The following is a 12,327-nucleotide window of genomic DNA, read 5'->3' on the forward strand; positions in this document are numbered from 1 at the left end:
GACGTCCTTGCCGTTAGGGGGGGTGCGGAGTCAAAAATGCGCAAGCGTTTTTACGCCGAAGGGGGACGTAGGTCCCCCTAGCGGAGTTGCGGAGCAACTTTTTTATTTTCAGGATTTCATTTCAATTTTAATTTTGAGTCTGTTCTGCATGAGATATTGATGAAGCATGGGACAGAAACCTTTTTGCTGTTATGATGACAGTCACGAACACAACAGCTGAAGCCATGAGCCAAATCTGCGGTATAGTAACGTAATTAATAAGAATGCTGTAAACCACCGATCCTATAAGTCCTCCCACCTGAAAGATGAAAGAATAAACAGAAAGTACCGAAGCCCTGACCTCGCTTGGAACCTCGCCGTTTAATATGGCTCCCTCAGGCACGTTTGCCATTCCGAACGTAAGGTATATGGCCGAATAAGATAAAATGAAGTAGGGAACAGAATTTTGCAAAGCAGTAATCATCAGTGCAAACGATAAAAGTAGCCTCAGACCAAGATACAGCTTCTTTGGATTGAATCTGTTTTTTTTGATGACCCTGTTTGATGCAATACTGCCAAGAGTTGCAGCTGCCAGGTATAAAAATGCCATTATTCCCAAAAGACCCATCATGTCATCGCTGGGAAGAAGGGAGATGAAATGAGGCTGCCAGTATGTTTCTATGGAGCTCAGAAAAAATCCCGTTGCGAAAACCGACAGGAAGATGCAGATGACGGTGTTGTTGGCAACTATGACAGCAGAGCTGTTTTTAACGTGCTGTTTTATGGTAATTCTTTCGCTGCTTTCAGGTTTTTTGTGTTCTTCTATGAATATGAGCGATAACAGAGCCACAACCAGCGACAGCAAGATTCTTAATACAAGGTTTATATCATATATTCCCATGACTGGAAAGTAAGTTGCGGCAAGTTTAGGGAAAAATCCTCCGGATATGGCACCAGCAGCAAGTCCAAGAGCTTCAAGCACCGCAAGCCTTGTTGTAATGTTGTGAAGCTTATCACTGCCGTTATGTTCTATGTAATAATCTATGAAAAGTGCGTCAAACGATCCTGAAGCCAGAGCTCTGCTGAACCCGTAAAACATGATTCCTGCGCACATGGCAAGAAATCCTCTTCCAAAGTAAATGATTGCAAATCCGATTGATGATATCAAAAGCGAGAGGCAGAAGGTTTTTTTCCTTCCGAAAACATCCGCCATTATTCCTGTGGGAAGCTCCAGCACCACCACAGTGAAGGCGTAAAGACCAAGGATTATTGAAAGATTGCTTAGGCTGGCACCCCTGTCTATAAGAAGCAGACTCATAACCGGAATGAGAAGCCCTGACAAGTAAAAATTCAATAAATACAGAACAGAATAAACTTTGATTTTCATAATTATCCCCTTTATATATGCATCTGATAACGTTCCCCAACTATTATAATATCAAAGATTCATTGCAGTCAAGAAAAATAAACAAATAAGAACCCCACCCAACAAACGCAATCGGAGATTGCTGTTGGGGCCCGGGAACCTTGTTGTATTCACAATAAAAAAGCCGCCATTTCAACATGTGCGGCTTTTTGACCATATTTATCTGTGCAATACGGGCGATATTCTTTTGTAAATAAGCAGTACCATGGATGAAACCACAATACCCTTGAATAAGTTGAAGGGAACGACAGCGTAAAGAACAAAGGTCTTAAGGTCTGTAATCGCAGGATTCAATGCGCTTCCCATCTGTACGAAAGCCTGTACGGGAGCACCGTAAACCTTTGAATAAATAGGAAGAAGAAGATAGTAGTTCATGAATGCTCCGGCTACTGCCATAGCCAGTGTTCCTGCCAGAAGTCCTATTATTGCAGTTTTAAAAGATTTGTTCTGCTTGTAGATTAACCCTGCCGGTATGATGAAAGAGCAGCCTATTATAAAGTTTGCCAGTTCACCGATTCCGCCTGTGTCAGTTCCGTTCAACACAAAGTTTATAAGTATCTTTACAAGTTCGGTAGCAACGCCGGCTGCCGGTCCCAATGCAAATGTACCCAAAAGAACAGGAACCTCGCTGAAGTCCAGCTGATAGAAGTTCGGAGCAAACCACAGCGGAAAGTCAAACAGCATGAGCAGTGTTGCAACTGCTGACAAGACTCCTACCTTTGCTATTACTTTAGCGTTACCTCTTTGATTTACTGAAATTTCACTTTTCATATTTTCCTCCTTGTGCCATGCACGAATAAGATTGTCAGAAGTCCTGTATACTAACGATATTTCTCCCTTACGGTCGAAAAAATCGGGTTAGGGCATACACAGTCTCGCATCTCAAATTTGTCTGCTCCTTGCGTCGCACAAATTTGGTGCTCGTTGCGGTTGACCTACCAACGATTTTTTTCTCCCTTGCGGTCGAAAAAATCGGGTTAGGGCATACAAAAAACCTCTGAAATCTTCAGAGGCCAAACTCGATAGTTCATATTTGCTCACAAATTATGCAAGTAAATCTCTCCTACCATCCAGACTATACTGTCGGTCCTGGAATTTCACCAAGTCAACCTTTCGGCTCGCGGACTTTACCGCCGGTCGGGAATTTAACCCTGCCCTGAAGATGTTTACAAAGCAATTATACCACTTATATTTCATTTGTAAACACCTTTTGCAAAAAAAGTTTGAAAATATTTTATCAATGTAGCAGCTGCTGTTATATAAATTTATATATACATTTTATCATAATTTTGTCCAAGCATAATATTATAGATTAAGAGGACAAGGATGGAGATTGATATGAACGATAAAACCAACATTTTAAAGTTTTTGGGAAACAATCTTAGAAACACTGTGTCCAAGCATTCTGACATCATAGAAAAACAGGCGGTGGAAATAAGGCTTCGGGTCAACAGCCCTGTGTTGATCAAACTAAGGGGCAGGGACTTAAACCTGGGCAGCCTGCATGTTGTAAGCAGAAAGGACATTGAAGAAACTGTTTCCATAGTTACCAAAAACTCGATGCACGCATTTGAAAAGGAAATAAGAAACGGATTCATAACAGTGGAAGGAGGGCACAGGATCGGAATCGGAGGAGACTGTTTTTACGAAGGAGACAGGTTCGGAGGCTTTAAAAATATTACAAGCCTCAATATAAGAGTCGCCAGGGAGTATCCTGGCTGTTCGAAAAGCTTCATGAAATTTTGCATCAGGACAAGTAACAGCATTTACAATACGCTGATAGTCGGACCTCCTTTGTCCGGAAAGACAACTTTCATAAGGGATGTGGCTGTGAACCTAAGCGACGGTTTTCAGATTCCTTTTTTTGAAGGATACGACATTTGTGTGATCGATGAAAGGGGAGAAATAACGTCAGTTTTTGCAGGCATTCCTCAGATGTATGTAGGGATGCGGACAGATGTGCTGTCCTACTGCATGAAAAGGGAAGGTTTCTTCATGAGCATCAGGGCTCTTTCACCCAAAGCAATTATTTCAGACGAACTGGGCTCTGCTGATGATTTTGAAATTGTGCAGTATGCGCTGAAAAGCGGTGTGAATATAGTTACCACTGCTCATGGTTTTTGCCTTGATGATGTAAGGAAAAACATATATATGAAGTCTATTTTGGAAAACAATTTTTTTGACAGGGCAATAATTTTAAAGGACAGCAGCAGACCGTGTTCTGTCAGGGAAGTTTTCGATTTTCAAAGAAATAAGGTGATATACAGTGACTTGGCTTAAAGTTTCTTTGTTTGTTCTTACGGTTGCTTCGGTTAAATTTATTTTCAAATTCATAAACGACTGGGGAGACCAAAGGATTGAAAAGATGAAAGAACTTGTTGATTTTGCGGAGTATCTGAGAATTTACTCATGCCGCATGAAAATGCCTTTCGAAGACATATATTCCAGGTACGAATTCAGAAGCGACGATTCAAGAAAGGTGTGCAAGGAATTGATGGAGGAACTGAGTCTGAAAAACAGCGGAGGGTTCCTGGCTGATATGGTTGGCTCCACAATGATGACTCCTGATGACTTTAATTCTCATTTTGCAGAAATAGCTGATTACTACGGCAGCACATATTCTGACATATTGGATGAAAAGCTTGGATACACCATAAAGGAAATGGAAAGAGCAATGAAACGGTACGAAGCTACGAACAGCGAGAAGAAAAATTTAAACAACAGGATTTCATTGCTGGCAGGATGTCTGGCGGCTGTTATCTTGATTTAGGAGGTATTATGGATATTGATTTGATTATAAAAGTAGGTGCTATCGGCATTGTTGTGGCAGTTTTCAATCAAATACTGGCAAAGACCGGAAGGGATGAACAGGCGATGTTTGTGACGCTTGCCGGCGTCATTGTTGTAATGACTCTCATCGTCGGAATGATGAATGATTTGTTCATGGAGGTTAAATCAGTATTCAACTTATATTGATTGTAAAAGTATGCTGCTTATAAAAATAATTTTTATAGCTGTAATGGCGTTGATTTTGAGCATCACAATCTCAAAGTTCAATCCGGAATTCAAGGTCTACATAACTGCCATATTTGGAATATTGGTGCTGTTCATGCTCTTCCGGGAACTGAGCACATACATTCAGGAAATTGCCGATATTTTCTCAAAGTATGATATACAGACAAAGTATTTCGGCACCATATTGAAAATCGTGGGTATTGCCTACATATGTGATTTCATTTCACTTCTTTGCAAGGACTTAGGCTATGAATCCATAGGAAAGAAGGTTGAAATCGCAGGAAAGCTCATAATTCTCATCTATTCCATAGACATCATCAAGATATTCCTCGATCAAATATTGCTGCTGGTTAACGGGTGAAAAAATGAAGATAAAAATTATAATTGCCACAATAATGCTTCTCCTTGCATCAACCGTTTTCTCATATGCCGGCACCCTTGAGGAAGCGCTGGAACAGGTTCCCCTGGATGATCTGGAGGAGTACATAAACGAAGAAAGCTCATATTTCAGAAACAAGAACATCAGTCTGAGAGAATTAATCCTGAAGGCCTTTAAGGGAGAACTTGACGTGAGTTTAAAGGATTATATAAGCTATGAGCTGAAGGACAATCAGGATTTTTACAAAGATATCTTAAAAACGGGAGTGAACGTACTTGCCATCTGTATGCTTCTTACAATATTGAATTACTTTGCGGATGAAGTAAACAGCAAAGGTGTTTCAGACATTGTGGTGCTGTTTTCGGTGTTGATAATCTTCACAATTGTGCTGAAGGATGTACTACTTATAAAAAAAATTCTGCAAAGCGATTTCGGCAAGTTCAGGACCATAACGCAGGAAATAAACGCGGTTTTCATGGCTGCAATGCTCACATTCGGCAAACTCAGCATGCTGCAGTTCTTTCAGACTTCACTGAATTACGTCATAGGCATAACCACTCAGTTCATTTACAGCTTCACGGATGTAATGACGGTAATCATGATTGCGGTTATTCTCATTAACAACATGAGCAAGCTCATAAACGCAAAGCTTCTTTACCAGGTTCTGAAGAAAGGCACACTCTTAATTTTATCGGGTTACATGATTATTGTAGTCATAAATTTTTCGGTACAAGGATATATATTATATAAAACGGATAATATTTTTATAAGCTCCATAAAGGCTTTGTCACCTTCTGCGGTTCCCGTCATAGGCAGCGCCGTGACAAATTTCTTCGGAGTCTTTTTAAAAAGTTTGCTGATGATCAAGGATGTCTTGGGAATCGTTATAATAATATTCGTGTTTTCGGCCTTCGGGGGGTCCCTTGTGAAAATAGTCCTGGCACTGGTGCTGTACAAAGCAGTGGGAGTTCTGACGGAGCCGTTCAATGAAAATATATCCAAGCTTATTTACGAAATGGCGGACTTGTTTTACATATACCTCATATGTCTCATAACGCCGATAATCATTGTGACAGTTTATTATTCAATCCTTTTAAACTACATGAACAACATATTTGGGTAGATTATGAAAAATACAATAGTGAACATACTTGTGCTGATTTTGATGTTCAACCTGGTGATGATAATATTCCCTGAGGGAAAGACTCAGAAATTCTGCAGAATATCCATTAAAATTTTTATCATGATTTATATACTGGACAATATATTTCTTAATGGAAGCATCAATTTGAACCTGTTGGACCTTCCGACAATTTCATCGGACTATGAAAGGGAAGTGAACATCAAAACCATCGATCCGGAATTCATCCGGAAAATAAACCAGGATTATTATGAAGGTGAAACCGTGATAAACAACATTGAGCTTAATTTCACAGATGCCATGGAAATAAGGGCGGAAGTGTCGACAAACAGACTGCTGGGCATGGACAGCGAAGAAGAATTAAAGCAAAACATAGCTGAAATATTCAAGATCAGTTCAGATAATATAAAAGTGAATACAGGAGGAACCTATGAATAACTTTTTAAAAATGTTTAAAGACAGCAAGAACTTAAAATACGCAGTGAACGTATTCGTGTTGCTTGTTATCATTTCAATCATTTTGAACATTGACACCTCTAAGATAACAGGCGGTTCCTCCCAGGTTAAAGCAAGTTATCAGAACGAAGCAGATTCAGACTTGGACAGCTATGTGAAATCATTAGAAAAGAGGTTGGAAGAAATACTTGGAAAAATTGAAAACATGGAAAGCGTCGATGTCATGATCTATACAAAAAACACTCCGTCAATGGAGCCTATTCGGAACGAAAACTCCAGCAACGAAACTAATGTTGAGGTCGGCAGCGACGGAACCAAAAGAGAGGTGAATAAGGAAACAAGGCAAAGTCAGGTTATTGTGGGAAACGACAACAAGGTGGTTGAAAAGTACTACCAGTATCCCGAAATAACCGGAGTGTTGGTGGTTGCAAACTATAAAGGAAGTAAAGACATTTATGCAGTCCTCATGGACAGCGTAAAGACTTTATTGGATATCAAAATGAATGATATAGAAATAATATTATCTGGTAGGAACTAAGGGGGTAATTATGATTATGAAAAAAGAAACTTTGGTATTTATAACATCATTGGCTATAATATTCATTATAGGTTATGTAAACCTGACCATGGCGCCGGAAAACGCCTTTGATGCTGATGATTACGCACAGGTTCAAAACGACAGCAAAGATGATATAGCAGAATTTGTTGAAGGCGAAACAAAAGGCGAAGAAGCATCTTCTGAAGAAACAGCAGCAGAAACTGCCCAAGGTGAGCAGTCTGAAGAACCAGGAAGTACTGATTACGAAATTCTGGGAGACATAACAGACATAACAGACCTTAATGCTGCACAGGCATCTTCAAGCGGAGTGTTGGGAACACTGAGCGCCAGCTTCTCAAACTTCAAGCTGAACAAGGAAAAGGCCAACATGGACGTTCTTGACCATCTTGAAGAAAATCTGAGCAATGCCACATTGTCTGAGGAAACCAAGAACCAGTTTGAAGCTCTTCTTGTTAAAAAGAACACATACATTGAAACAGAGCAGGACATCGAGCTTATGCTTCAGTCAAAGGGCTACAACGAAACAGTTGTAATAGTAGATTCAGATGCCGTAAAAGTGGTTACCAATGAAGACATCCAACAGGCTGATGCCACAAAAATACTGGATGTAATTGTATCGGAAACCGAATACAAACCTTCTCAAATAAAAATTGTCAAATTTGATAATATTGATTTGTAAAATTTTACAGCTTCTGATATAATTATTTAAGGAGGTGCTAATATGGATAACGAAACATTTGAATATGGCCAGGTTAAAATTTCTGATGATGTAGTGATTATAATTGCTGGCATAGCAACCAGCGGCGTTAAAGGCGTGAGTACCGCCCGCACCGGTGTAGCTGAAGGTATTTCAAACTTATTTTCCAAGAACAACTACTCTAAGGGAATTAAAGTTGAAATAAATGAAAATACTGTTGTTTTGGACATTTTCATAAATGTTGAATACGGCTACAATATCAGCGAGGTGGCAAGAGAAGTTCAGGCGGCAGTAAAGAAGGAAATTGAAACAATGACTGATTTGCAGGTCGCTTCCGTAAATGTACATGTACAAAACATAATTCAGGAAAAAGAGAAAGACAAGGATAAAGAAAAGGAAAATACCGATTCTGACATAGTGGTAGACTAATACAACAATAGATTGACAATTTTAAATTGTCAATCTATAATTGTTTATCTGACATACATTATACGTATGTCTTACGAGCTACAACGGAGGAAATATGAAACGAAAAGAAACAAGAGAAGAAGCTGTCAAGATAGCATACTGCATGGATATGAACAAGGAATTCGACAAGATGTGTCCGACCAGATATGTTGAACATTTTGAGCTTGATGATGTGGATATGGAATACCTTAACAAGACAATAGCAGACATCATAGACCACACGGATGAAATAGACAAAAACATTACTGACAATTCAAAAGATTGGAAAATCAACAGAATTGCAAAGGTAGACCTTGCGGTTTTGCGCGTTGCTCTGGCAGAGATTCTATACAACGACAGCATACCCGACAGTGTTTCCATAAACGAAGCAGTTGAAATCAGCAAGAAATACTCCAGCGATGACTCTCACAAGTTCATCAACGGAATTCTCGGAACTGTTGTGAGGAACATTGGCAGATGACAGAATATGTGCTTGGCATCGACACAAGTGCATACACCACATCAATTGCATTGGTTGATGCAGAAGAAATAAAAGTTGTTGCAGACCTAAGAAAGGTTCTTTCAGTTCCGCCGGGACAGAAGGGACTCAGGCAGCAGGATGCAGTATTTCAGCACCTTAAAAATTTCCATGAACTTTACGGCAAAATCGAAGCTGATTTAAAAAACATCACAACGGTTGCTGTAAGTTCACGCCCCAGAAATGTGGACGGGTCATATATGCCGGTCTTCACTGTAGGGCAGAACTTCGGAAAAATAATTGCCAAAACCTTAAGCTGCAGCTATATTGAGTATTCTCACCAGGAAAACCATATTGCTGCTTCTTTAATTAATGGGTATAAAAATATAAATGACAGGATTCTTGCCGTTCACATGTCCGGCGGCACAACCGAGTTCCTGATGGTAAAAAAATCACCAAAAGGATATTCTGCTGAAATTGTAGGCGGAAGCAAGGACATAACCTTCGGCCAGCTTATTGACAGAATAGGCACACTGATGGAATTTCCGTTTCCATGCGGACTTCACATGGAAAAGTTTATTGAAAACAAAGACGTGAACAAAGTCAAGACTCCGCCCATACAAAAAGATGCGTTCATCAATCTGTCAGGAATGGAAAATTTTTTTGCAAATCTTTACGAAAACAAAAGATGTTCAAAAGAGGATATTATCTATTCATTGTTCGGGTACGTTGCCGACTGCATGACAATCATCATAGAAGAATTAAAACAAGAACACGATTTCAATACTATAATCATAGCAGGGGGAGTCGCATCCAACAGCATGATCAGGACCACGTTACTTTCCAGACTGAAGGAGAATTTTGAAATTATCCTGCCTTCAAGAGAAAACTCATCCGACAATGCGGTTGGAACGGCCTTTCTTCCTATCATAGACAGGTGGTACCATGAAGTTAAAACCGATTAAGGTGTCTGTTTTAAATCAATACATAAAAAAATATCTAATGAGCAACTCAATTTTGAACAACCTCAGAGTGGAAGGCGAGATATCAAACATACGGACCAGCAAGACCGGTTATACATATTTCACTCTTTGTGATGAGACCTCCTGCATAAATTGTGTTGCTTTTTTTGCTGATGAAATTTCTAAAAACGGCGACAAAATCATTGCAGAAGGAGAACTCTCCGTATACGAGCCAAAGGGAAGCTACCAGCTTGTTGTCAGAAACATTGAGCGCGTTGGACTTGGAAAGATTCTTCTGGATCTGGAGATGCTCAAGGAAAAGTTGAAAGCTCAGGGAATGTTTGATAGAAGCAGGGATATTCCGCTGTACCCGACAAAAATAGGAGTAATAACATCAAAATCCGGTGCAGCAGTAAAGGATGTTTTAAAAACCTTCGAAAGCGTAAAATCCAGCTTCGAGGTGGTAATATACAATGCGCTGGTGCAAGGCGAAAAATCAAAGGAAAACATCATACGTGGGCTTCAGTACTTCAACGAGACAAAGGCAGATGTGATTCTGATTTCAAGAGGAGGCGGAAGCTTCGAAGATTTGAACGTGTTCAATGACCTTAAGGTAGCTGAGGAGGTATTTAAATCGGAAGTTCCGGTAGTTACAGGCATAGGTCATGAAACAGACCGCACCCTGACTGATTATGCGGCCGATGTGTACTGCCACACTCCAACAGCGGCAGCCGAAAGAATAATCTTTGGCTACAAGGATGTGGAAAACAGACTGGTAATACTTGTTAATACTCTGAGACAAAACACCCATAACATAATGGCTCTTAAGAAGGCGGACCTGAAGTCATCCAGATATATATTAAAGAGTTACCTTCCCACGGAGAAAATCTACAGGCAGAAAATGGAGCTTGAGAACTTAAGAAATACCATCAAAAACATGTCTGAAAGAAAAATCAGGGAACTTGGTTACAATCTGCAGATTCAAAATGAAAAGCTCAACAGCCACAACATTTTTTCACAGGTTGAAAAGGGCTTTGCAATCGTATGTGATGAACGCGGCAGAATTGTCAGAACCATTGACCACGCCAAGGATGTGCACATGCTTGACATAAGGTTCAAGGACTTTAAAGTTGCGGCTGAAACTATAAAGGTTGAAGAGGTGAAAAATGAAGGATAAATACGACAGCTTCGAAAACGCTTTGGAAGATTTGAAGAAAATTGTACAGAGCTTTGAAAGCAATGAAGACCTTTCAATAGATGAAATGCTGAAAAATTACGAGCAGGGTATGAAAGCATATTCCTACTGCAGCAAAAAATTAGAAGATACGCAGAAGAAAATTAAAATAATTGATGAAACATTTGAATAAAAATAAGGCATGCAGTTTTTTGCATGAATAAAATGTAAGATTATTAAAAATATTAATTGATATTTATTAATACATATGCTATACTTTTACTGAATTGTTCTTAGATTTGTTTTTTTTTGCAGAATAATTATGTAAAGTAATGGTAGGGTATAATGGAAGAATATAGGCTTGATGTATATCTTCATATTAAAGGTTATGCAAGCAGCCGTGAACGAGCAAAACAGCTGATTTCAGGAAATTGTGTGCATTTAAATGACAAGTTGGTCACGAAATCATCTACCAAGGTTACAGACAATGATGTGATCAGGGTTGACAACATTTTTCCCTATGTAGGCAGAGGTGCTGTTAAGCTTGAAAAGGCTTTAAACCATTTCAGCATAGATGCACATAATGCCGTTGCAGTGGATGTGGGAGCCTCTACCGGAGGTTTCACTGATTTTCTTTTAAAACACGGAGCACGGAAGGTATATGCTGTTGATGTTGGACACGGACAGCTTCATGAGTCCTTAAGAAACGAAAATCGTGTAATAAATCTTGAAAATACAAATTTCAGGTACATAGACTCTTCACTTTTTACAGAATCTGTCGACATAGTAACAGTTGACGTTTCTTTTATTTCCTTAAAGCTGATTTTTCCTAAAATTGTCGAAATAAGTCATGATAAGACTAAAATTGTAGCCCTGGTCAAACCCCAGTTTGAAGCTGGAAGAGATAATATCGGGAAAAACGGTATAGTAAAAGACAGGAAAGTTCATCTGGCAGTTCTTAGAAATATTGAAAGTTACCTGGAAGAAAACGGACTGTATCTGGAAAACATAACTTATTCTCCTGTAAAGGGAGGCGACGGCAACATTGAATACCTTGCCTGCGCAGGCAGAAACAAAAACTACAAAGCATTCAATTTCAAAGACCTTATCAATGAGGCCTTTGAAATACTATAAAAATGAATTTATGAGGTGACAAATGAAAAAGTACACGAGACAATCAAAAATTCTTGAGCTGATTTCAAAAAAAGAAGTTGAAACTCAGGAAGAACTGGCCGAAGGCTTGAAGGCCATGGGCATTGATGTAACACAAGCTACTATTTCAAGAGACATTAAGGAATTAAGACTTGTAAAGGTAATGTCCAAAAACGGAAAATACAAATATGCAACAATCGGTCAGAGCCAGGAAGGCATCACAGACAGATTGTACAAAATATTTGAAAATTCCGTGGTATCCATAGACAATGCCATGAACATAGTTGTAATCAAGACTATACCGGGAGCCGCACAGATCTGCGCATCTGCCATTGACTACATGGGAGTGGACGAAATCGTCGGAACCCTTGCCGGTGATGACACTGTGTTTGTTGCCATAAGAAATCTGGAAAACGTAGAGTATGTGCTGCAGGAATTCAAGAAAAATATAAGATAGCGGTG

General features: G+C 39.4%; 17 protein-coding genes and 1 riboswitch. Of the genes, 15 read left to right on the plus strand and 2 right to left on the minus strand.

Annotation, left to right across the window (positions count from 1 at the left end):
* Positions 1-127: 127 nt before the first annotated feature.
* A complete protein-coding gene (locus AAGU76_RS01630) occupies positions 128-1,366 on the minus strand; it encodes an MFS transporter (protein WP_342483687.1) in 1,239 nt (412 codons plus the stop codon).
* Positions 1,367-1,564: 198 nt separating this feature from the next.
* The gene (locus AAGU76_RS01635) at positions 1,565-2,176 is read right to left on the minus strand and encodes an ECF transporter S component (RefSeq protein ID WP_342483688.1); all 612 of its coding nucleotides are present in this window, start codon (positions 2,174-2,176) and stop codon (positions 1,565-1,567) included.
* Between the two features lie 283 nt (positions 2,177-2,459).
* A riboswitch (FMN riboswitch) is annotated at positions 2,460-2,573 on the minus strand.
* Positions 2,574-2,743: 170 nt separating this feature from the next.
* On the opposite strand from AAGU76_RS01635, the gene spoIIIAA reads away from it, so the two are divergent.
* The 15 genes from spoIIIAA to AAGU76_RS01710 all read left to right on the plus strand — a co-directional run bounded on the left by spoIIIAA (position 2,744) and on the right by AAGU76_RS01710 (position 12,322).
* Positions 2,744-3,685 carry a stage III sporulation protein AA gene (gene spoIIIAA, locus AAGU76_RS01640; protein WP_342483689.1) on the plus strand — a complete coding sequence of 314 codons (942 nt, stop codon included), beginning with the start codon at positions 2,744-2,746 and terminating at the stop codon, positions 3,683-3,685.
* Complete coding sequence (locus tag AAGU76_RS01645; RefSeq protein WP_342483690.1) at positions 3,672-4,175, plus strand: hypothetical protein; 504 nt, start codon at positions 3,672-3,674, stop codon at positions 4,173-4,175. Before spoIIIAA ends, AAGU76_RS01645 begins: the two co-directional genes overlap by 14 nt.
* A gap of 8 nt (positions 4,176-4,183) precedes the next feature.
* Positions 4,184-4,381 (plus strand): stage III sporulation protein AC, encoded by a 198-nt coding sequence (spoIIIAC, locus tag AAGU76_RS01650; RefSeq protein ID WP_342483691.1) that lies wholly within the window; start codon positions 4,184-4,186, stop codon positions 4,379-4,381.
* 55 nt (positions 4,382-4,436) lie between these two features.
* Positions 4,437-4,781 carry a SpoIIIAC/SpoIIIAD family protein gene (locus tag AAGU76_RS01655; protein ID WP_342483692.1) on the plus strand — a complete coding sequence of 115 codons (345 nt, stop codon included), beginning with the start codon at positions 4,437-4,439 and terminating at the stop codon, positions 4,779-4,781.
* A 4-nt stretch (positions 4,782-4,785) separates the two neighbouring features.
* The gene (locus tag AAGU76_RS01660) at positions 4,786-5,922 is read left to right on the plus strand and encodes a hypothetical protein (RefSeq protein WP_342483693.1); all 1,137 of its coding nucleotides are present in this window, start codon (positions 4,786-4,788) and stop codon (positions 5,920-5,922) included.
* A 3-nt stretch (positions 5,923-5,925) separates the two neighbouring features.
* Positions 5,926-6,378, plus strand: a complete 453-nt coding sequence (locus AAGU76_RS01665) for a hypothetical protein (RefSeq protein ID WP_342483694.1) — start codon at positions 5,926-5,928, stop codon at positions 6,376-6,378.
* On the plus strand, positions 6,371-6,934 hold the full coding sequence (locus tag AAGU76_RS01670) for a hypothetical protein (protein ID WP_342483695.1): 564 nt from the start codon (positions 6,371-6,373) through the stop codon (positions 6,932-6,934). Before AAGU76_RS01665 ends, AAGU76_RS01670 begins: the two co-directional genes overlap by 8 nt.
* Before the next feature lie 10 nt (positions 6,935-6,944).
* The gene (locus AAGU76_RS01675; RefSeq protein WP_342483696.1) at positions 6,945-7,634 is read left to right on the plus strand and encodes a SpoIIIAH-like family protein; all 690 of its coding nucleotides are present in this window, start codon (positions 6,945-6,947) and stop codon (positions 7,632-7,634) included.
* 42 nt (positions 7,635-7,676) lie between these two features.
* Positions 7,677-8,081, plus strand: coding sequence for an Asp23/Gls24 family envelope stress response protein (locus tag AAGU76_RS01680; RefSeq protein ID WP_342483697.1), 405 nt, complete (start codon positions 7,677-7,679; stop codon positions 8,079-8,081).
* 94 nt (positions 8,082-8,175) lie between these two features.
* Complete coding sequence (gene nusB / locus AAGU76_RS01685; protein ID WP_342483698.1) at positions 8,176-8,580, plus strand: transcription antitermination factor NusB; 405 nt, start codon at positions 8,176-8,178, stop codon at positions 8,578-8,580.
* The gene (locus tag AAGU76_RS01690; RefSeq protein WP_342483699.1) at positions 8,577-9,542 is read left to right on the plus strand and encodes a hypothetical protein; all 966 of its coding nucleotides are present in this window, start codon (positions 8,577-8,579) and stop codon (positions 9,540-9,542) included. The genes nusB and AAGU76_RS01690 overlap by 4 nt, the downstream gene beginning before the upstream one ends.
* Complete coding sequence (gene xseA / locus AAGU76_RS01695; RefSeq protein WP_342483700.1) at positions 9,523-10,716, plus strand: exodeoxyribonuclease VII large subunit; 1,194 nt, start codon at positions 9,523-9,525, stop codon at positions 10,714-10,716. Before AAGU76_RS01690 ends, xseA begins: the two co-directional genes overlap by 20 nt.
* Entirely contained in the window at positions 10,706-10,906 is a 201-nt protein-coding gene (gene xseB / locus AAGU76_RS01700) for an exodeoxyribonuclease VII small subunit (RefSeq protein WP_342483701.1), read from the plus strand. The genes xseA and xseB overlap by 11 nt, the downstream gene beginning before the upstream one ends.
* A gap of 152 nt (positions 10,907-11,058) precedes the next feature.
* Positions 11,059-11,847 carry a TlyA family RNA methyltransferase gene (locus AAGU76_RS01705; protein WP_342483702.1) on the plus strand — a complete coding sequence of 263 codons (789 nt, stop codon included), beginning with the start codon at positions 11,059-11,061 and terminating at the stop codon, positions 11,845-11,847.
* A 22-nt stretch (positions 11,848-11,869) separates the two neighbouring features.
* Positions 11,870-12,322, plus strand: coding sequence for an arginine repressor (locus tag AAGU76_RS01710; protein ID WP_342483703.1), 453 nt, complete (start codon positions 11,870-11,872; stop codon positions 12,320-12,322).
* The last annotated feature ends 5 nt before the right edge of the window (positions 12,323-12,327 follow it).

The organism is Sedimentibacter sp., from assembly GCF_038562225.1.
GTDB lineage: Bacteria > Bacillota > Clostridia > Tissierellales > Sedimentibacteraceae > Sedimentibacter.

Bases quoted from the DNA above. Each gene is read 5' to 3' on its own strand.
- AAGU76_RS01635 (WP_342483688.1), bottom strand. From the start codon at position 2,176: ATGAAAAGTGAAATTTCAGTAAATCAAAGAGGTAACGCTAAAGTAATA.
- AAGU76_RS01680 (WP_342483697.1), top strand. From the start codon at position 7,677: ATGGATAACGAAACATTTGAATATGGCCAGGTTAAAATTTCTGATGAT.
- spoIIIAC (WP_342483691.1), top strand. From the start codon at position 4,184: ATGGATATTGATTTGATTATAAAAGTAGGTGCTATCGGCATTGTTGTG.
- AAGU76_RS01690 (WP_342483699.1), top strand. From the start codon at position 8,577: ATGACAGAATATGTGCTTGGCATCGACACAAGTGCATACACCACATCA.
- AAGU76_RS01660 (WP_342483693.1), top strand. From the start codon at position 4,786: ATGAAGATAAAAATTATAATTGCCACAATAATGCTTCTCCTTGCATCA.
- AAGU76_RS01710 (WP_342483703.1), top strand. From the start codon at position 11,870: ATGAAAAAGTACACGAGACAATCAAAAATTCTTGAGCTGATTTCAAAA.
- AAGU76_RS01705 (WP_342483702.1), top strand. From the start codon at position 11,059: ATGGAAGAATATAGGCTTGATGTATATCTTCATATTAAAGGTTATGCA.
- spoIIIAA (WP_342483689.1), top strand. From the start codon at position 2,744: ATGAACGATAAAACCAACATTTTAAAGTTTTTGGGAAACAATCTTAGA.
- AAGU76_RS01675 (WP_342483696.1), top strand. From the start codon at position 6,945: ATGATTATGAAAAAAGAAACTTTGGTATTTATAACATCATTGGCTATA.
- xseA (WP_342483700.1), top strand. From the start codon at position 9,523: ATGAAGTTAAAACCGATTAAGGTGTCTGTTTTAAATCAATACATAAAA.
- xseB (WP_342483701.1), top strand. From the start codon at position 10,706: ATGAAGGATAAATACGACAGCTTCGAAAACGCTTTGGAAGATTTGAAG.
- nusB (WP_342483698.1), top strand. From the start codon at position 8,176: ATGAAACGAAAAGAAACAAGAGAAGAAGCTGTCAAGATAGCATACTGC.
- AAGU76_RS01665 (WP_342483694.1), top strand. From the start codon at position 5,926: ATGAAAAATACAATAGTGAACATACTTGTGCTGATTTTGATGTTCAAC.
- AAGU76_RS01630 (WP_342483687.1), bottom strand. From the start codon at position 1,366: ATGAAAATCAAAGTTTATTCTGTTCTGTATTTATTGAATTTTTACTTG.
- AAGU76_RS01670 (WP_342483695.1), top strand. From the start codon at position 6,371: ATGAATAACTTTTTAAAAATGTTTAAAGACAGCAAGAACTTAAAATAC.